The organism is Micromonospora sp. ZG13, assembly GCF_059359355.1.
Map to the genome: position 1 here is coordinate 1 of NZ_JCADBQ010000017.1, position 18,814 is coordinate 18,814.

The 18,814-nt window shown below is 72.8% G+C and carries 13 protein-coding genes and 1 pseudogene; 4 read left to right on the top strand and 10 right to left on the bottom strand.

The genetic code is table 11. From position 1 onward, the window contains the following. Positions 1 to 799: 799 nt before the first annotated feature. The 3 genes and pseudogenes from AC5L34_RS25435 to AC5L34_RS25445 all read right to left on the bottom strand — a co-directional run bounded on the left by AC5L34_RS25435 (position 800) and on the right by AC5L34_RS25445 (position 5,202). Positions 800 to 3,622, bottom strand: coding sequence for an ATP-binding protein (locus AC5L34_RS25435; protein WP_494827272.1), 2,823 nt, complete (start codon positions 3,620 to 3,622; stop codon positions 800 to 802). A 634-nt stretch (positions 3,623 to 4,256) separates the two neighbouring features. After that, positions 4,257 to 4,652: pseudogene (locus AC5L34_RS25440) on the bottom strand (T3SS (YopN, CesT) and YbjN peptide-binding chaperone 1); the annotation flags it as partial. 181 nt (positions 4,653 to 4,833) lie between these two features. After that, positions 4,834 to 5,202 (bottom strand): hypothetical protein, encoded by a 369-nt coding sequence (locus tag AC5L34_RS25445; protein ID WP_363904142.1) that lies wholly within the window; start codon positions 5,200 to 5,202, stop codon positions 4,834 to 4,836. Between the two features lie 188 nt (positions 5,203 to 5,390). On the opposite strand from AC5L34_RS25445, the gene htpG reads away from it, so the two are divergent. Both htpG and AC5L34_RS25455 read left to right on the top strand, forming a co-directional pair. Beyond that, a complete protein-coding gene (htpG, locus tag AC5L34_RS25450; RefSeq protein ID WP_441177330.1) occupies positions 5,391 to 7,319 on the top strand; it encodes a molecular chaperone HtpG in 1,929 nt (642 codons plus the stop codon). Between the two features lie 182 nt (positions 7,320 to 7,501). After that, positions 7,502 to 8,431, top strand: coding sequence for a diacylglycerol/lipid kinase family protein (locus AC5L34_RS25455; protein ID WP_441177331.1), 930 nt, complete (start codon positions 7,502 to 7,504; stop codon positions 8,429 to 8,431). Between the two features lie 49 nt (positions 8,432 to 8,480). Here AC5L34_RS25455 and AC5L34_RS25460 read toward each other — a convergent pair whose 3' ends face one another. From AC5L34_RS25460 to AC5L34_RS25490, 7 genes are read right to left on the bottom strand one after another with little or no spacing between them, the layout of a single operon-like run. Beyond that, positions 8,481 to 9,176 carry an N-acetylmannosamine-6-phosphate 2-epimerase gene (locus tag AC5L34_RS25460; protein ID WP_494827275.1) on the bottom strand — a complete coding sequence of 232 codons (696 nt, stop codon included), beginning with the start codon at positions 9,174 to 9,176 and terminating at the stop codon, positions 8,481 to 8,483. Beyond that, positions 9,173 to 10,132, bottom strand: a complete 960-nt coding sequence (locus AC5L34_RS25465; protein WP_441177333.1) for an ROK family protein — start codon at positions 10,130 to 10,132, stop codon at positions 9,173 to 9,175. Before AC5L34_RS25465 ends, AC5L34_RS25460 begins: the two co-directional genes overlap by 4 nt. Further along, complete coding sequence (locus tag AC5L34_RS25470) at positions 10,129 to 10,971, bottom strand: carbohydrate ABC transporter permease (protein WP_363904154.1); 843 nt, start codon at positions 10,969 to 10,971, stop codon at positions 10,129 to 10,131. The genes AC5L34_RS25465 and AC5L34_RS25470 overlap by 4 nt, the downstream gene beginning before the upstream one ends. Then, the gene (locus AC5L34_RS25475) at positions 10,961 to 11,908 is read right to left on the bottom strand and encodes a carbohydrate ABC transporter permease (RefSeq protein WP_089000101.1); all 948 of its coding nucleotides are present in this window, start codon (positions 11,906 to 11,908) and stop codon (positions 10,961 to 10,963) included. The genes AC5L34_RS25470 and AC5L34_RS25475 overlap by 11 nt, the downstream gene beginning before the upstream one ends. Before the next feature lie 11 nt (positions 11,909 to 11,919). Beyond that, complete coding sequence (locus tag AC5L34_RS25480) at positions 11,920 to 13,203, bottom strand: ABC transporter substrate-binding protein (protein ID WP_441177334.1); 1,284 nt, start codon at positions 13,201 to 13,203, stop codon at positions 11,920 to 11,922. A gap of 23 nt (positions 13,204 to 13,226) precedes the next feature. Next, positions 13,227 to 14,822, bottom strand: a complete 1,596-nt coding sequence (locus tag AC5L34_RS25485) for an FAD-dependent oxidoreductase (RefSeq protein WP_441177335.1) — start codon at positions 14,820 to 14,822, stop codon at positions 13,227 to 13,229. 59 nt (positions 14,823 to 14,881) lie between these two features. Further along, positions 14,882 to 15,907 (bottom strand): LacI family DNA-binding transcriptional regulator, encoded by a 1,026-nt coding sequence (locus AC5L34_RS25490; RefSeq protein WP_441177336.1) that lies wholly within the window; start codon positions 15,905 to 15,907, stop codon positions 14,882 to 14,884. A gap of 500 nt (positions 15,908 to 16,407) precedes the next feature. Between AC5L34_RS25490 and AC5L34_RS25495 the strand changes: the two genes are divergently transcribed. Next, positions 16,408 to 17,778 carry a hypothetical protein gene (locus AC5L34_RS25495; protein ID WP_441177337.1) on the top strand — a complete coding sequence of 457 codons (1,371 nt, stop codon included), beginning with the start codon at positions 16,408 to 16,410 and terminating at the stop codon, positions 17,776 to 17,778. 127 nt (positions 17,779 to 17,905) lie between these two features. Then, on the top strand, positions 17,906 to 18,757 hold the full coding sequence (locus tag AC5L34_RS25500) for a DUF72 domain-containing protein (protein WP_494827279.1): 852 nt from the start codon (positions 17,906 to 17,908) through the stop codon (positions 18,755 to 18,757). Positions 18,758 to 18,814: the final 57 nt, after the last annotated feature.

The window sequence follows — 18,814 nt, forward strand, 5'->3', positions numbered from 1 at the left end:
GCGGCGTAGGCGGTGGTGACGGGGCCGGCGATGGCGCCGCCGGTGAAGGCGAGCCCGGCGGCGGTCAGGGCGGTCTTACGCAGGATGTCGGTACGCATGATGTCGGCACCTTCCGATCGGGGGTACGCGGACACACGCCAAAGGGGGGGACGGGTGCCGCGGGTGAGGAAAGGGGTCGAAACCAGAAAGGGGTGCGCCCTACGACGAGAGGGTGGGGCGTGTCCCGGGGGGATGCAACGACGCGGACCCGGCCGGCATTCCGACCTCGGCCCGGCCACCGCAAGGGCTCCCGGGGGTCACGCGCTCACGATGGATACAACGACCGGGGCCCCCGACCCATGCCCACCGACCCGGTGACCCGCCCCACCCCAAACCCCCGCAGACCGGACGAGCGCGCCTGGACGCGCCACCCGCGAACCGGAGAGAACGGACGCCATCCCCGAACCGGACAGCGCGCCCGAACCGCACGCCATGCCCAGACCGGTACAGCACCCCCGAACGGCACATCCACCTATGCCGGCCTGTCCGCCGCCCGCCGCCGGGCCGCAGCCTCGCGAGCGCGCGATGGCCGCATCGTGATCAGGACCCCGTGGACCCTGAAGCAGCCGGATAACGCCCATGGGGTCCTGATCACCGTGGCTGAGTGCCGTGGACGGCAGCGGAGCGGGTGGAGGCTCGCGGGAGCAGCGGGGAAGGGGCACCGGGTGCCCGGCCCGGCGTGCACGCCGAGGCCGGCAGACCCCTGATGAGCGCTGAGAGCGTGAGCTGGTGCCGATCATGCGCTCCCACAGCAGCACTGTCAGGAGGGTGGGGGGAGGCGGCGTTCGATGGTGACGGTGGTGCCCTCGGCGGTCGACATCAGCCGCACGTCGCCGTACGCGTTCATCAGCGTGGCGCCCCGTCCCCGGTCCATGGCGGGGCGGCGGTCGCGCCACGTGCCGAAGTCGCGCACCGTGATCCGTACGGTGCCGTCGGCCACCCGTAGCCGTACCCGCACCTCGGGGCGGGTCGGGCGTTGGGCGTGCTCGACGGCGTTGTTGACCGCCTCGGAGGCGGCCAGCAGCAAGTCGGCCACGGTGTCCGGATCGACGTCCAGCCCCTCCAGCGAGGCGCGTACGTCCCGCCGCATCGCGGCTGCCGACGTGGGCTGCGACGGATACGTCCAGCCCTCGTCCACCGCGGCCGGTTGCTCGGGAGCCTGGCGCCGGGCCCCGTTGTGCGCGTACCCGACGTTTCCGCCGTCGGGCGCGGAGGGCGGGACCTCCGTCGCAACGGCGTCCCCGGTCGGCGAGCCGGCGGGGACGTCCTGCCGTCCCGGGGCGCCGCCGTGCGCGTCCGTGGTGCCGCCGCGCGCGTCGGGGGTCGAGTCGTCGCGACGGTCTCCCCGGCTACGGGCGCCCTGCAGGGTGGCCCGGATCCGGGCGATCAGCTCGGCCGCGGCGAAGGGCTTGACGACGTAGTCGTCGGCGCCCAGGTCGAGCCCCTCCACGCTGGCGTCCCCGCCGGCGCGGGCGGAGAGCACCACCACCGGCAGGGTCCGGGTGTCGGCCTGCCGGCGCAGCCGGCGGACCAGTTCGAAGCCGTCGACCTCGGGCATCATCACGTCGGTGAGCACCAGGTCGGGCCGTTCCCGGCGGATCGCCTCCAGTGCCTGCCGCCCGTCGCCGACCGTCTGCACCCGCCAGCCCTGCTCGCCCAGCAACCGGGCCAGGTACGCGCGCATGTCGGCGTTGTCGTCGGCGACCAGGATCCGCGCGTGCCGCGACGCGTCCTCGTCACCGTACGCCGACACCGGTGGCCCGGCCGGCGCGGACGCCCCCGCCCGCGCCGGGTCGGCCAGCCAGCCGATCGCCTCCTGGGCGGCGGCCCGGGCCGCGCCCCCGACCCCGTCGACCTCGGCGACCGGCCCGGCGGTACGCCCCGCGGCGGACCAGGGCAGCGCCACGGTGAACGTCGTGCCCGTCCCGATGCGGCTCTCCACCCGCACGTCGCCGCCCTCCAGGCGGGCCAATTCCCGGACCAGGGCGAGTCCGATGCCGGTGCCCTCGTGGCTGCGCGACCGGGCGCCCTGCACGCGGTGGAAGCGTTCGAAGAGCCGGGGCAGGTCCTCCTCGGCGATGCCGATGCCCGTGTCGGCGACGGTCAGCCGGATCTCCTCGTCGTCGGCGGCGAGGGCGACCCGGATCCGGCCGACGAAGGTGTACTTCAGGGCGTTGGACAGCAGGTTGGTGACGATGCGTTCCCAGTTGACCGGGTCGACGCAGACCGGGCGCGGCAGCGGCGGACAGTCGACCTCCAGGCGCAGCCCGGCGCGTTCGACGGCCGCCCGGAAGACGCTCGACAGCTCGGCGGTCAGCCCGGCCAGGTCGACTTCGCGGGCCTGGCTGTGTGCCTGCCCGGCCTCCAGGCTGGAGAAGGTGAGCAGACTGTTGACCAGGGTGAGCAGCCGCGTGGCGTTGCGCCAGGCGGTGTCGACCCGCTCCCGCTGCGCCGTCGGCAGGGGGTGCTCGTTGTCGTTGAGGGCGTCGGCCAGCGGGCCGAGCATCAGCGTCAGCGGGGTGCGGAACTCGTGGCTGACGTTGGTGAAGAAGCTGGTCTTGACCCGGTCCAGCTCGGCGAGCGTCTCGGCCCGCCGGCGCTCCTCCTCGTACGCCTGGGAGTTGCGCACGGCGACGGCCACCTGCTGGGCGAGCAGCGCGTGGAACGACCGGTACGCCTCGTCCAGCCCCCGGCTGGGGCTGACCCCGACCAGCAGCACCCCGAGCGGCTGGCCCGCCTCGGCGGAGGGCAGCGGCAGGGCGAGGGCGGTACGGACCGGGTCGCCCCACGGCCCGGCGGGCAGGGTGAGCCACCGCTCGACGCCGGCCACCTCGGTCGTCGTGCCGCCGGCGGCGGCCGCCAGCCCCCACCCGTGCTCCTGACCCGTGGACAGCGTGGCGGGCAGGGCGGCGGCCACCGGCTCCCCGCCGACGCAGGCGGCGCGGCGCAGCAGCGCGCCGTCGCGCAGGTAGATCGCGGCGAACGGGACGTCCAGCGGGTGCCCGCCGATGGCCTCGGCGAGGCGGACGCAGGTGCTCTCGACGTCAACGGTACGCCCGTCGCCGCCGACGGACAGGTCGCGCAGCAGGCGCAGCCGGCGCTCGCCGACGACCTGCTCGGTGACCTCGCTGCACACGGTGAGCACCCCCACCGTGCGTCCCTCGTCGTCGCGGGCGGGGGCGTGCGAGACGCTGAAGTACGCCTCCTCGCGGTAGCCGGCCCGGTCGAGCAGCAGTTGCAGGGCCGGTACCCAGCTGGCGACCCCGGTCGCCATCGCCTCGTCGATCAAAGGGGCAAGCACGTCCCAGCCCTCGGCCAGGGTGACCCGGACGTCTCCGCCGAGCGCGTCGGGGTGCTTGTCGCCGATCAGCGCCGAGTACGCGTCGTTGTAGAGCTGGGTGAAGCGCTCGCCCCACAGCAGCAGCATCGGATAGCGGGAGGAGAGGACCATCCGGACCGCCGCGCGCAGGCTCTGCGGCCAGCCGTCGACCGGGCCGAGCGGAGTGCCCGCCCAGTCCAGGCGCGCCATCAGCCGCCCGGTCTCACCGCCGTCGGCGAACAGGTCCCCCGTGGGTCGCGTCACCCTCGGTCGCACCTCATCGCAGCCCTCACTTCCGGGCCCCGACGACCCTTGCTGGCGTTACCCGCACATCCTGGCACCCGGCCCGAGCTGCATGCCCGCCGGCACCCCAGCGCGTCTCTGTACCCGGGCGCCCGCGTTTCCACACCTGCCGGTAGCGGATTCGGCGAACCGTCGGAGCCGACGCCGGTCAGTCGCGATCGGCCGCCCGACGACGCAACAACTCGACCGCCTCGTCGACCCGGCCGCGTTCGGTGAGCAGCGTCAGCAGCAGCGGAAGGTGCCGCCACCCGCCGCCGTCGACAGCCTGCCGCAGCAGGGCGACCGCCTCCTCGTGCCGGCCCCCGGCGGCCAGGAGGGTCGCCAGTTCGTCGCGGGCGCGGGGATCACCCTGCTCGGCGGCGATCCGCCAGTACCGTTCCGCCTCGTCGGTGCGGCCCTGCTCGGCGCGCAGCGTGGCGAGCCGGGCGGCGGCGTGCCAGTCGCCGTGCTCGGCGCGTACGCGCAGCTCCTCCGTGCGTCCCCGGTCGGCCAGCAGGTCGACAAGGATGCTGCCCGCCCCGTCCGCGCCGGCCCGGTCGAGGTCGCGCAGGTAGCCGGTCGGGTCGGGCACCGCCACCAGGCCGGCGGACTCGGGGCCGAAGAAGCGGCTGCCGCCGAATTCGCGCCGGAGCTGGTCGTCGAGGTCGTCCGCGAGCGCGATCATGGCGCGCAGGGCCAGCAGCAGGTGGGTGGGCGCGAAGTCCTGCCCGAAGACGGGGATGGACGCCCAGACGGTGTCCCCGGTGCAGTACACCCGACCGATCACGAGCCCGTTGGTCAGGTCGGAGAGGCGTCGGTACAGCGACTCGGTCGGGTCCACCCCCGTGAGCAGCGGGGAGAACACGTCGACCAGTGGCGGGTCGTCCTGCGCCCGTACGAAGATCATGGCGGAGCCGGCGCGGATGCCGACGTCGCCGTCGGCGTCGACCCGCAACTGGTCGGTGGTGACGCCCAGGAGGCCGGCGAGCACCGCCCTGACCCGGTGGGTCAACTTCCCGTCGCCGTCGTCACCGGTCCCGGGGCCGGGGAGCGGGTCGACGGTGCGGGCGGCGGGGGTCACGGGACGCGCGGCCAGCGCGGCGGCGAGCCTCGTCCGGGCCGGTACGGGAACCGCCGTGACGGTGGTGGCCGGGCGGGCGGCCAGCGCGGAGACGAAACGGGCCAGCAGGCTCTCACGCGGCGTCATCGTGCTCGCCGCCCGTGTCGCCCGTGCCGCCTCGACCCGTGTCGGCCGGTCGGTCCGCCACCCGGACCTGGTCGAACATCTTGGCGATCACCAGCGGCGCCGCGACCCCGAAGGTGAAGCTGGCGAAGGCGGTGGTGGCCAGCCCACCCGCACCGGCCGCCGCGGCGAGGCCGGTGCCGGCCACGGTCCTGAGCAGCACCGCGAACACGACGATCGGGGCGTCCCGCCGGTCCCGCCACGGCCACTGCCACCGTCCTGCGGACTCGCTGGTCGGGCGCATCATTCCGGAGAGGTTCAGCGCCTCGGCCACCGCGCTGCCGACCAGTCCCCACATCGCGGCCACCCATAGAGACACATCCCTACCGTACTGACCGCCCACCGTGGCGGTCACACCAGCCCTCGGCTCGTCCCGGCGGCCCCGTCGACGCCGTCCCCGACGGTAGGACGCCGGGGCAACGCGCCGCCTGGCGCCGCGCGGTCCCGTCGTCCCGCCGTCGGCGACGGCTCGTATCCTTTCCGCGAACCTTCGGTGGGCTTTCGAGGATGAAAGGACACGGTGTGAGCAACCGGGCCGAGACGTTGGAGTTCCAGGCCGAGGCGCGTCAGCTGCTCCAGCTGATGGTCCACTCGATCTATTCGAACAAGGACGTCTTCCTGCGTGAACTGATCTCGAACGCCTCGGACGCGCTGGACAAGCTGCGCCTGGCGTCGATGGTCGACAAGGATCTGGAGGTCGACACCTCCGACCTGCACATCGAGATCGAGGTCGACAAGGCGGCGCGTACGCTGACCGTCCGGGACAACGGCATCGGCATGTCCCGCGACGAGGTCGTGCAGGTGATCGGCACGATCGCCAAGTCGGGTACGGCCGAGCTGCTGCGCAAGCTGCGCGAGTCCTCCGACGCCGGGGCGCGGCAGGAGCTGATCGGCCAGTTCGGCGTCGGCTTCTACGCGGCGTTCATGGTCGCCGACCGGGTGGAGCTGGTGACCCGCCGGGCGGGGGAGAGCGGCGGCACCCGCTGGGAGTCGGCCGGCGAGGGCACGTACTCCGTCGAGCCGGTCGAGCAGGCGCCGCAGGGCACCTCGGTGACCCTGCACCTCAAGCCGGCCGACGACGAGGACAACCTGCACGACTACACCGCCGAATGGACGATCCGCGAGATCGTCAAGCGCTACTCGGACTTCATCGCCTGGCCGATCCGGATGACCGTCGAGCGTCCCGGCGAGGGCGACGAGACCGGCACCGAGACCCAGACGCTCAACTCGATGAAGGCGCTCTGGGCCCGCTCCCGCGACGAGGTCGACGAGGCCGAGTACAAGGAGTTCTACAAGCACGTCAGCCACGACTGGGCGGACCCGCTGGACATCGTGCACATGAGGGGCGAGGGCACCTTCGAGTACGAGGCCCTGCTGTTCATCCCGTCGCACGCGCCGCTGGACCTGTTCGCCCCGCAGGGCCGCCGTGGCGTGCAGCTCTACGTCAAGCGCGTCTTCATCATGGACGACTGCGAAGCGCTCATGCCCAACTACCTGCGCTTCGTCAAGGGCGTCGTGGACGCGCACGACCTGTCGCTGAACATCTCCCGGGAGATCCTCCAGCAGGACCGGCAGATCCAGGTCGTCCGTCGCCGCCTGGTCAAGAAGATCCTGACCACGGTCAAGGACATGAAGGCCAACCACGCCGAGCGCTACCGCACCTTCTGGACCGAGTTCGGGGCCGCCGTCAAGGAGGGCCTGATCGACGACACGGAGAACCGGGACACCCTCCTGGAGATCCTCTCGGTCGCCTCCACCCACGACCCGGCCGAGCCCACCGACCTCGCCGGCTACGTCGGTCGGATGAAGGACGGGCAGAGCGACATCTACTACGCCACCGGCGACTCGCGCACGATGATCGAGAACTCGCCGCACATGGAGGCGTTCCGCGCCAAGGGCTACGAGGTGCTGCTGCTCACCGACCCCGTGGACGAGGTGTGGATCGAGCGCGTCGGCCAGTACGACGGCAGGACGCTGCGCTCCATCGCCAAGGGGCAGGTGGACCTCGACACCGAGGAGGAGAAGAAGGAGGCCGAGGCCGAGCGCGAGCAGCAGCGCAAGGACTTCGCCGACCTGCTCACCTGGATGGGCACGACCCTCGCCGACTCCGTCAAGGAGGTCCGCCTCTCCTCCCGGCTGACCACCTCGCCCGCCTGCGTCGTCGGCGACGCCCACGACATCACCCCGACGCTGGAGAAGATGTACCGGGCGATGGGGCACGAGGTGCCGGCCGTCAAGCGGATCCTGGAGCTCAACCCCGGGCACCCGCTGGTCACCGGCCTGCGCAAGGCGCACGAGCAGGGGGGCACCGACGAGTCGCTGAAGGAGACCGCCGAGCTGCTGTACGGTCTCGCGCTGCTCGCCGAGGGCGGGGAGCTGACCGACCCGTCCCGGTTCACCCGCATCCTCGCCGACCGTCTCGCCCGTACCCTCTAGGCGGATCTCCGGCGCCGGGTGCCGCGTGGCGGTGACCGCCGCACGCCGCGGTCTCCGGTGTCCGGGTCCTCCGACCAGGAAGGCCCCGGATGCCGGAGACCTCGCGGCCGACGAGGCGGCACCGCACCGACCGGCGGGCGGGCGGGCGTGGAAACCTCGCCGGCCGGGTACTCCCGGCGGTCATGAGCACGAGCAGCACGGCGGGCGACGGACCGGTGACCGCGGCCCCGGGGGGCACGGTCGCGGTCGTCGCCCACCGGAAGAAGACCCTGGGCGGCGGCCTCGACGAGCTGCGCGCGGAGCTGGCCGGCGCGGGGGTCGAGCACCTGATCTGGTACGAGGTGCCGAAGAGCCGCAAGGCGCCGAAGAAGGTCCGCAAGGCACTCAAGAAGGGTGCCGAGCTGGTCTTCGTGTGGGGCGGCGACGGCATGGTGCAGCGCTGCGCCGACGCCCTCGCCGGCTCCGGCGCCGCCATGGCCATCGTGCCCGCCGGCACCGCCAACCTCTTCGCCGCCAACCTGGGCGTCCCGGAGGACCTGCCCGAGGCCGTCCGCATCGGCCTGCACGGCCGCCGCCGCGCCCTCGACCTGGGCAGGATCAACGGCGAGCACTTCGCCGTGATGGCCGGCGCGGGCTTCGACGGCGACCTCATCCGGGAGGCCGACCGCAAGCTCAAGGGCCGGCTCGGTCGCCTCGCCTACATGTGGACGGGGCTGCGGCACGTCCGCGGTGAACTGGTGCGCACCCGGATCACGGTCGACGGCACCCGGTGGTTCGACGGCGACGCGAGCTGCGTGCTGTTCGGCAACGTCGGCACGATCACCGGCGGCATCCCGGCGTTCGACGACGCCCGCCCCGACGACGGCTGCCTGGAGATCGGCGTGTCCACCGCCGACGGCGCGGTGGACTGGGCGCGCACCCTGGGCCGGATGGCCGCCGGCCGCTCGGAGGAGTCGCCGTTCGTACGGATCACCCGGGGCCGCAGGATCAAGGTCCGGCTCGCCGCCCCGCGCACGTACGAGCTGGACGGCGGCGCGCGCGGGGAGACCACCAGGCTCAAGGTGCGGGTGGTGCCCGGGGCGCTGACCGTCTGCTGCCCCCCGACGCACTGACCGACCGCCCGTCGCGGGCGACACACGCCCTAAGCCTGGACGTTCCGCGTCAGGTGAGCCGGGCGCCGGCCGGAGTGGCGGGCACCAGGCGGCGGGTGATCCACAGCGGCGAGGTGACGGCGTTGCCCATCACCACCGCGTGGGCACCGGCTGCGAACGCCGCTCCGATCTGCTCGGCGCTGCGGTAGCGCCCCTCGGCGATCACCGGCACCGTCAGCACATTGGCGAGGCGGGCCAGCAGCGTCAGGTCCGGCCCGTCGGTCGGTGGGCTGGCCGGGGTGTAGCCGGCGAGGGTCGTCGCGACGGCGTCCGCGCCGGCCCGCACGGCGGCCACGCCCTCCTCGACGGTGGAGACGTCGGCGAGCACCAGCGCGTCGGTCCGTTCCCGCAGCGCCCGGACCGTGTCGGCGAAGGTGCGACCGTCCGGGCGGGGACGGTCGGTGGCGTCCACGGCGACGATGTGGGCGCCGGCCGCGGCGACGTCGAGCGCGTGCGCCGCCGTCGGGGTGATGAACACCCCGTCGACGCCCTGCTTGTGCAGCCCGATGACGGGCACGTCGACGGCGGCGCGGATCGCCCGGACGTCGGCGGTGCCGTTGGCCCGCACGGCCACCGCACCGCCGCGTACCACCGCCGCGGCCACCCGGGCCTGCACGTACGCGTCGCGCATCGGGTCGTCGGGGTCGTCGAGCAGCGGCTGGCAGGAGACCACGAGGCCGCCGACCAGCTCGTCGAACACGTTCACGCTCTCGTCCTCTCATCGGTGGGCACGGCCGGGATGCCGTCCGCCTGCCCGTCGTGGCCAGGCTGGCCGGCCAGCCGGGCGGCGCCCACGACGACCGCGTCGGCGCCGAGCGCCGCGGGGAGCAGGGGCACGTCCGTCCAGGCCGTGGGCAGCTCGGCGGTGAAGGCGGCGCGGGCCGCGGGCAGCAGGGCGTCGGCCGCCCCGCCGGCGAGCACCACGGCCTGCGGGTCGAGCAGGGCGACCAGCCCCGCGAGCGCCCGGCCGAGCGCCGTCGCGGCGCGCTCCACCACCTCGCGGGCGACGGGCTCGCCGGCCGCCGCCCGCTCGGCCACGTCCCGTCCGCTGATCCGCACGCCGGTCTGAAGGGCGTACGCGGCGGCGAGTCCCGTGCCCGAGGCGATGCCCTCCAGGTGCCCGTACCGGCCGCAGCCGCAGCGCAGCCGCTCGGCGCCGGGAGCCGGCAGGTGCCCCACCTCGCCGGCGCCGCCCCGGGCGCCGGTGGAGATCCGACCGTCCCGCAGCAGCGCGCCGCCCAGGCCGGTACCGACCGCGACCAGCAGCAGCTCCCGCCGGCCCCGGGCGGCGCCCACCCAGCTCTCGCCGAGCCCGGCGGCGTTCACGTCGTTGGTGACCCGGACCGGTCGGGCCAGCCGCGCGGCCAGCTCGTCGGCGACCGGCGTACCGGACCACCCGGGCAGGCTGTCGGTGGCGTACCGGATGGTGCCGGTGCCCGGCTCGACCGTGCCGGCGGTGCCCACGCCGACCGGGCCGGCGTCGCCCGGATCGAGTAGTTCCCGGGCGAGCCGCGCGGCGGTGTCCAGCACGGCCGCCGGCCCCGACCCGGCCGGGGTGGGTGCCAGGCGACGCCCCAGCACCTCGCCGTCGGCACCGACCAGCGCCGCCGCCGTCTTGGTGCCGCCGATGTCGACGCCCACCCGGGCGGTCGGCACCGTCATCCCTTGAGCCCGGTGTGCGCCAGGCCCTCGACGAACTGCTTCTGCGCGATGACGAAGACCACCAGGACCGGCAGGGCGGTCATCGACGCCGCGGCGAGCTGGACGTTCCACATCGGGCCGCCGTAGGCGTCGACGAACTGGGTGAGCGCCTGCGGCAGGGTGAACTTCTCCGGCGAGGAGAGGAACACGATCGGTTCCAGGTAGAGGTTCCAGCTGTGCAGGAAGGTGAAGATGGCGACCGCGCCCAGCGCGGGCCGCGACAGCGGCAGGGCGATCTTCCAGAAGGTGGCGAACCGGCCCAGCCCGTCCACCCGGGCCGCCTCCTCCAGCTCGCCGGGGAGGCTGATGAAGAACTGCCGCATGATGAAGGTCGCCAGCACGCTCGGCGCCCCGAGGATCGGCACCAGGATCAGCGGCCAGTGGGTGTCGACCAGGCCCAGCTTGAAGAACATCTGGAACAGCGGCACGATCGTCACCTCGCTCGGGATGAGCAGGCCGGCGAGGATCACCAGGAAGAGCACGTTCTGGCCGCGGAAGCGGATCCGCGCGAAGGCGTACCCGGCCAACGCCGCCACCGCCAGGGTACCGACGGTGACCACCAGCGCGATGTAGAGGCTGTTCAGGTACTGCTGGCCGAACGGCTGCAACTCGAACACCCGCCGGTACGCGTCCAGCTCCGCGTCGACCGGCAGCAGCTTCGGCGGGAAGGCGAAGATGTCCGACACCGGCTTCAGCGACGAGGTGACCATCCACCAGGTCGGGAAGACGAACGGGACCGCCAGGACCATCAACACCCCGTAGAGCAGCAGCTTGGTCCGGCGCGACAGCTCACGACTCATGGTGGACCCACCTCTTCCGCATCTGCCACTGGAGCACGGTGAGCGCGAGCACGATGACGAACAGGACGATCGACAGGGTGGCGCCGTAACCGAAGTGATGGAACTGGAACGCCTGCTGGTAGAGGTAGTAGACGAGCACCGTGGTCGAGGTGCCCGGGCCGCCCTGGGTGAGTACGGCGATCTGCGCGAAGACCTGCAACGAGCCGACCACCGTGATGATCGACGTGAGCAGGATCGTCGGGCTGATCATCGGTACGGTGATCCGCCAGAACTGGCGCAGCCGGCTCGCCCCGTCGACCTCGGCGGCCTCGTACAGCTCGGCCGGCACCCCCTGGAGCGCGGCCAGGAAGAGCACCATGTTGAGGCCGACGTTCTTGAACACCTGCACCACCACGACCGAGAACATGGCGGTGCCCTCACCACGCAGCCAGTTCGGCCCGTCCACGCCGATCGTGTCGAGCAGGCCGTTCACGCCGCCGTTGTCCTGCAACAGGAACCCCCACACGATGGTCCAGGCGACCAGCGAGACGACCACGGGGGAGAAGAACAGGGTGCGGAACAGGATCGTCCCGCGCAGCTTCTGGTTGAGCAGGACGGCCAGCAGCAGGGCCAGGCCGAGGTTGAACACCACGAGCCCGACCGAGAACAGGCCGGTGGCCCGCAGCACCGAGCCCAGGTTGGTGTCCTCGGCGAGGGCCGCGTAGTTCTCGGTGCCGACGAAGTCGAACGTGCCGGCCAGCACGTTCCACTCGTGCAGGCTGTACCAGACCACCAGGATCAGCGGCAGGATCACGAAGACGGCGCTGCCGAGCAGTTGGGGAGCGATGAACAGGTAACCGGTGAGCTGGTCGCGGCGGCGGCTGGTCCAGTACGGCCGCGACCGGTCCCGGGTGGGCGGGGCCTCGACCCCGCCCACCGTCGTGTCCGTCTGGGACATGGTCAGGTGCCCTACTTCGCCAGCAGCGGCTGGATCTTGGTGCAGACGCCGTCGAGGACGGCCTTGACGTCCGCGTCCGCCTTCCAGAGCGGGTCGAGCCCGGCGCGCACCTGCTGGCTCAGCTCGGCCTGCCCGGCGTGGCTGGGCTTGACCACGCCGTTGGTGATGCCGTCGATGACGACCTTCTGCAACTGCTCGGGCTTCAGCGTCGGGTTCGACTTGGCCAGCGTCTCCGCGGTGAGCTGCGACTGGCGCGGCGGCGGGAAGAACTGGGCCAGCTTGGCCGAGTTGGTGGGGTTCGTCAGGAAGGCGAGGAAGTCCGCCGCCGCATCGGCGTTCTTGCTCTTCTTCATCACGCCGACGCCGGCCTGGCCGACGACCGAGTAGCTGCCCTTCGGCCCGGCCGGCAGCGGCACCAGGTCCCAGCCGAAGCCGTCCGGCTTCAGCAGCGAGGCGCGGGAGATCTGGGTGACCGTCATGGCGGCGTCACCGGCGAAGAAATCGGCGGTCGTACCCGGGCCGGGCAGCGCCTTGCCGGTGAAGATCGCCTTGTGCAGGGTGGTCATCGCCTCGACCATCTCCGGGGCGGCGAAGCCGCAGGACTTGCCGTCCTCGCTCCACGCCTGGGCGCCCCAACCCGTCCAGACGGTCGACAGGTTGTCCCAGCCCTTGTAGTCGAAGTCGCGGATCACCAGGCCGGCCTTGCCGGTCGCGCCCGCGGTGGCGCCGGCGACGGTCAGCGCCGTGTCCCAGTTCCACTGCCCGGCCGCGATCAGCTCGGCCGGGGTCTTCTGCCCGGCCTTCTTGAGCAGGTCGGTGTTGACGAAGACCCCGAACGGCGAGGTGGAGAACGGGTACGCGTACAGCTTGCCCCCGTTCTGCCAGAGCTTGAGCGTGGCGGGGGAGATGTCGTCGTACTGGTAGCCCTCGGTCTTCTTGAGCTTGTCGTCCAGCGGCAGCAGCGCGCCGGAGGCGACGAAGTCGGGCGCCGAGTTCTCGAAGACCCAGGCCAGGTCGGGCGCGTTGCCGCCGGCGATCTGGGTGGTCAGCGTCGTGGTGTAGTTCTCGAACGGCAGCGGGTCGAACGTGATCGCCGCGACGTCCGGGTGGCTCTTGCGGTACTCGTCGGCGATCTCGTTGAACAGCTTGAGGTGCGCCTCGTTGGCCGACCAGACGGTCATCCGCAGACTGGCCGGACCCTTGTCCCCGGCCTCGTCACCGCCGCCGCAGGCGGTCAGGGCGAGGACGCCGGCCAGTGTCGCCGCGACACCGCGCACAGCCTTTCCCAATCTCATGATCTTCTCCTCAACGGGGGTGTTCAGTAGCCCGCGACCTGGGGCCAGCGCAGTTCCACGCCAGCCGCCGTGAGGCGGTCCTGGAAGTCGGCCAGCAGGCGGGGGGTGCCGCGGACCGCGCGCGGGGACTCGCCCCGCGCCAGACAGAAGTCGGCGAGCAGGCCGGCGACCTCGCCGACGTTCCACTCGACCGGGTGCAGCCGGTAGCTGCCGTTGGTGATGTGGGTGGTGCCGATGTTCTTGCCGGCCGGGAGCAGGTTCTCGACCCGCTGCGGGATCAGCGCGCCCAGCGGGATCTCGAACGGGCACGACCCGACGTCGATGTAGTTGTCGCCGCCGGTGGAGGGGTGCAGGTCGATGCGGTACATCCCGACGCCGATCGCGTCCGGGTAGGCGACCGCGCCGTGCTCGCCGCGTACGGCCAGCGACAGGTCCTGCTCGACCACCGTGTACTCGGCGCGGATGCGGCGCGACTCCCGGATGTAGGGCGCCTGCGCCAGCCCGTCGCGGCTGCCGGTCACGTCGCCGCGCAGACGCAGGCCGGGGAAGCCGGTCCCGCCGTCCGGCCGGGGCGCCTCGGTCTGCATCCAGTAGAGCACCGAGTACGACAGCTCGCGGGCCTTGCTCAGGTGCCACGACGCGTTCGGCACGTCGATGACGGGGCCCTCGAAGTAGTCGATCATCGGCCAGTTCACCAGCGTGATGTCGCTGTCGTACGCGCCGTCGGTGAAGTTGCGCCGGGCGGCGATGCGCCGGAACGTCCAGAGGTTGCCGTCGCCGGGGTTGAGCCGCTGGTCGGCGTTGACGGCCAGCGGGTCGTCGTCCGGGTTGGGGGTGAAGCTGCGCTCGACGATCTCCAGGGTGCGCGGGTGCGGCGAGCGCCAGGACAGCAGCCGGTCGCCCCAGAAGTCGGGCTTGTAGTCGCGCCAGAAGTCGTAGTTCGCCGGCCGCTCGATGGTGTGGTCGCCGTCGACGTGGTCGAGGGCGAAGCAGACGGAGACGGCCTGCATGTTCATCGGCTGCGCCTCGGCCGGGGCGCTGGGCTCGCCGGTGTCGGCCTGCGACTCGAAGCCGGTGACGTACTCGGTGCCGGTCAGCGGCAGCAGCTCGCCGGTCTCCGTCGCGTCCAGCACGTACGGGGCGACGAGGTCGATCCGCTCGTCCCGGTCGCGGTGTGCCACGGTCACCCCGACCACCCGGTCCCCGTCGGTCTGCGCGGCCACCGGCCGGTACGGCTGGAGCACCCTCAGCCGCCCGGAGCCGAGGAACGGCGCCAGCATCTGCTCGATGACGGCGACGGCCACCCGGGGCTCGTGGCAGACCCGGCTCACCCAGCCGGCTCCCGGGTTCAGGTCGCTCCAGGCCCGGGACCGTTCGGTGAGCGGGTAGTGCCGGCGGTAGTAGTCGCGGATCCCGGTGCGCAGGGCCCGGTAGCTCGCGGTGGCGCCGAACTGTTCGATCCAGGAGTGCTCGTCCGGCGGGACGGCCTGGCTGGTGAGCTGCCCGCCGAGCCAGTCGAACTCCTCGGTCAGGATGACCGACCGGCCGGCCCGGGCCGCGGCGAGCGCCGCCGCCACCCCGCCCAGCCCGCCCCCGACGACGAGGACGTCCGCACGCATCTGTACCACTTGCTTCCTTCCGGTTGCACGGTCACCGCCGAGCTGCGGTGGACCGCCGATCAGGGGGTGCCGAGGGTGTCGCCCTCGACGAGTTCGCAGGGCAGGAGCCGCTGCTGGACGCCGACGGCGCTGCCGTCGATGACGCCGGCCAGCACCTCGACGGACTGCCGGCCCATCTCCTCGCGGGGGATGCGGAACCCGGTGAAGGCCAGGTCGGTGGGAACCGGGACCGTCGGGTCGCCGAGGGTCAGGATCGACAGGTCGGCCGGGACGCTCAGGCCCCGCCGCCGGGCGGCCTGCTCCAGCGCCACGGCGGTGGCGAAGTCCTCGATGAACGCGACGGTGGTCCGGTCGGCCAGCAGGTCGTCGAGGATCGCCTCCGCGTCGCCGGCGACGGCCGTCAGGTGGCGGGCGCTCTCGGCGGCCGTCGCGGCCGCGACGAACCCGCGCCGCCGGTCCGCCGAGGACTCCGCGGTCAGGTCCGTGTTCAGGTAGGCCAGGCGCCGGTGGCCGCGGGCGAGGGCCAGGGCGACCAGCTCGCCCACCGCCGTGGCGTAGTCGGCGCCGACGTACGGCACCGGTCCGCCGGCGTCGTCGCGGCGCCCGACGGCGACGTACGGGAAGCCGTCGCGGTTGAGCCGGTGCAGCTCGGCGGCGTCGATCTCCCGGCCGAGCAGGATGCACCCGTCGGCCAGGCGGAGCCGGTTGTCCTGGTGGAAGATGCGTCGCCGGCCGTCGACCACCGGGGCGCTGGTGAACAGCAGCAGGTCGCAGCCGGCCCGTTCCGCGTACTCCTCGATGCCCAGCAGGAAGGGGTGGAAGAAGTCACGGCTGCCGCTGGGGAAGGCGGGCTCGTAGGTGAACACGCCGATGATCCGGTTGAACCGGGCGGCGAGCCGGCGGGCCACGGGGTCGGCGGCGTAGCCGGTCTCGGCGATGGTCCGCAGCACGCGGTCGCGGGTCTCGGGCGCGATGCGCACGTCGGCGTCGGCCCGGTTGTTGAGCACCAGCGACACGGTCGCCTGACTGACGCCGGCCAATCGCGCGATGTCACGCTGTGTGACGCGTCGGGGGGTAGAGGGCACGACTGGTCCTTCCGGTGCGGCTAATGCGTATTAGCGCTCGGCGTTGGGGAGGAGCCTGGCGGGCCGACCCCGCTTGTGTCAAGGGGTGGGCGAAGAGATTTCGTGGAGATGAAGTCGCAGGAGTAATGCGGATTAGCTCCGGGCCGGCCACCCGGTGGCCCGGCGGCGGCCGAGCCTCCAGCGGGGCGGTGGGGGCATCGCGCCGGGCGGCGGCCGAGCTCTTGACAAGACCCTTTCGGGTCAAGCAGCATGCGAGATGTATAGATGGTAATACGTATTAGCAATCGACCGGGTGGTCCACTTCGCCGCTGCGGTCAGCTTGTTGTCTCACCCAGCGTGACATCGTGCCGCCCTGCGGCCTGTCGCGCGACGTCCACAGTCGTCACCGGTGCGGGAAACCGTCCGCACCCCTGACCCGTCCGTCGACGGCCCCGCGCGCCGGCAGTTCGCCAGAGCGGCCGGGGCAGCCCCCACCTTCCCCCGACAGAGCAGGAACAGCGATGACGAAAGCACCCGTCCGAGTGCCCGCTCGCGCCGCCGTGGCGGCAGCCAGCGCGGGCATGCTGGTCGCCACCGTGGCCGGTGTCGCTCCGGCCGCCGCCGACCCGGCCCTGGACTTCCCGCGCTTCACCTACGCGGGCACCGCGTTCGACAAGAGCGACCTGACCTACAACCCGACCAACGAGTTCATCTTCCCGAGCGTCATCCGGGCCGCCGACTACTTCCCCAACCCGCTGGGCACCTACTACCTGTACTACGCCCCCCACGAGCGGCCCGGCGGGATCGCCCTGGCGTACGCGGACTCGATCGACGGCCCGTGGACCGAGTACCGGGCCAACCCGCTGATCGCCAACACCTGGCTGCCGCACTACTCGACGGTCAGCCACGTCTCCTCCCCGCATGCGATCTGGGTCGAGGGGGAGCGCAAGCTGTTCCTCTACTTCCACGGCGAGAACTCGATCACCCGGTACGCCACCTCCGAGGACGGCATCCACTTCAGCTACGGCGGGACGGCGATCAGCCGCGACGACAGCACCGGCGGGGAGACCTCCTACGCCCGGGTGTTCGAGCACGCCGTGCCGCGCCTGGGCAGCCGGTACCTGATGCTCTTCATGGACAACCCGACCGCCGCGCCGCCCGGGCCGACGGGGCCGGTGTCCCGGCGGATCCGCTGGGCGGTCTCCCCGGACGCGCGGACCTGGGCGATCCAGCCCGACCCGATCGTGACCCCGCGCGGCATCCAGGGCCCGAACGCCTCCGGCCCGTTCTTCCTGCGCTGGAACGGCCGCAACCTGGTGATCTTCCACGCGGCCGACGGCAACATGCACGCCGTGGACGTCGGCGACGACTTCGACCGGGAGGTCCACCTCGGCGTCGTGCACGACTCGATGGTCGCCGCGCCCGACCTGGGGCGCTCGGCCGCGCCGACGTTCTACTTCGACGGCCGCACCGTGCACATGTACTACGAGGCCGGCGGGCGACTCACCGCGACGATCGGCCACGCCGTCGCCACCCTGGACCAACCGGTGCCCACCCGCGAGGTGGACTGCGTGGTGGACCGGCCGGTGCTGTGGCCGCCGAACCACCAGATGGTCGACGTGACCGTGACGGCGGACCTGCGTGACGGGGTCCTCGGCCCGCACGCGCTCAACCTGACGGCGGTGACCGGCGGCGACGCCGCGGACGTCGGCGACTTCACCGTCGGCACGCCCGACACCAGCGGGCGGCTACGGGCGGAACGCGACGGCGCCGGGGGGGGACAGGGTCTACACCCTGACGTACGCGGGCCACGACGAGATCGGCCGCCCCATCGGCTGCACCGTGACCGTCACCGTGCCGCACGACCAGGGCCGTGCCTGACCGCGCCGTGAAGGGCGCCCGGCCGTACCGCACGGTGCGGCCGGCCGCCCGTGCGTGGACCCGCCCGGCGCGGCCGGATACCGTACCCGCGGCGCGGATCACCCCGCGTCCCGGCCGTCGAGCGGTGGGAGGCATCCGATGCGCCTGCACGTGGGGTGCGCCATGTGGACGCACAAGTCCTGGCAGGGGCGCTTCCTGGCGCACCCGCTGCCGGCGAACGAGCGGCTGCGCGCGTACGCCGGCTGGTGCACCGCCGTCGAGGGCAACACCACCTTCTACGCGACCCCCACCCGCGAGACGGTCGCCTCCTGGGCGCAGCAGACCGGCCCCGACTTCCGCTTCGTGCCCAAGCTGCCGAAGATCGTCACGCACGAGCGCCGGCTCACCGGCGCCGACGAGGAACTCCGGGCCTTCCTCGACGCCGTCGAACCCCTCGGCCCACGGGCCCACGCCCTCTGGATCCAGCTGCCGGGCTCGTTCGGGCCCGGCGACGTACCCGCGCTGGCCCGTTTCCTGCGCGGGCTGCCCGCCACCCACCGGTACGCCGTGGAGGTCCGCCACCCCGCGTTCTTCGACGATCCCCGGGCGGCGCGGACGCTGGAGGAGGCGCTCGCCGCGGCCGGCGCGGAGTGGGTGCCCTTCGACACGACCGCGTTCTTCCGCACCCCGCCGACCAGCGACGCGGAACGGGAGGCGTGGACCAGGAAGCCGCGCACCCCGCTGCGCACCCGCGCGCTGACCGACCGGCCGATCGTGCGCTACCTCGGCCGCGACGACCCCGCACGCACCGTCGAGGGCTGGCAGCCGTGGCTCGACGTGGTGACCGGCTGGCTGCGCGAGGGACGCTCGCCGACGATGTTCGTGCACACCCCGGACAACGCCGACGCGCCCGGGCTGGCCCGCCGGTTCCACGACGAGGTCCGGGCGCGCCTGCCCGGGATCGAGCCACTGCCGGAACCGGAGCCGGCCGGACCGTCGACGCTGTTCTGACCGGACCGACGTACGCCGATCCCACCGGACGGCTACCCGGAGAATCAGGCGGGGGAG

Bases quoted from the DNA above. Each gene is read 5' to 3' on its own strand.
- AC5L34_RS25470 (WP_363904154.1), bottom strand. From the start codon at position 10,971: ATGAGTCGTGAGCTGTCGCGCCGGACCAAGCTGCTGCTCTACGGGGTG.
- htpG (WP_441177330.1), top strand. From the start codon at position 5,391: ATGAAAGGACACGGTGTGAGCAACCGGGCCGAGACGTTGGAGTTCCAG.
- AC5L34_RS25500 (WP_494827279.1), top strand. From the start codon at position 17,906: ATGCGCCTGCACGTGGGGTGCGCCATGTGGACGCACAAGTCCTGGCAG.
- AC5L34_RS25480 (WP_441177334.1), bottom strand. From the start codon at position 13,203: ATGAGATTGGGAAAGGCTGTGCGCGGTGTCGCGGCGACACTGGCCGGC.
- AC5L34_RS25475 (WP_089000101.1), bottom strand. From the start codon at position 11,908: ATGTCCCAGACGGACACGACGGTGGGCGGGGTCGAGGCCCCGCCCACC.
- AC5L34_RS25455 (WP_441177331.1), top strand. From the start codon at position 7,502: ATGAGCACGAGCAGCACGGCGGGCGACGGACCGGTGACCGCGGCCCCG.
- AC5L34_RS25465 (WP_441177333.1), bottom strand. From the start codon at position 10,132: ATGACGGTGCCGACCGCCCGGGTGGGCGTCGACATCGGCGGCACCAAG.
- AC5L34_RS25485 (WP_441177335.1), bottom strand. From the start codon at position 14,822: ATGCGTGCGGACGTCCTCGTCGTCGGGGGCGGGCTGGGCGGGGTGGCG.
- AC5L34_RS25495 (WP_441177337.1), top strand. From the start codon at position 16,408: ATGACGAAAGCACCCGTCCGAGTGCCCGCTCGCGCCGCCGTGGCGGCA.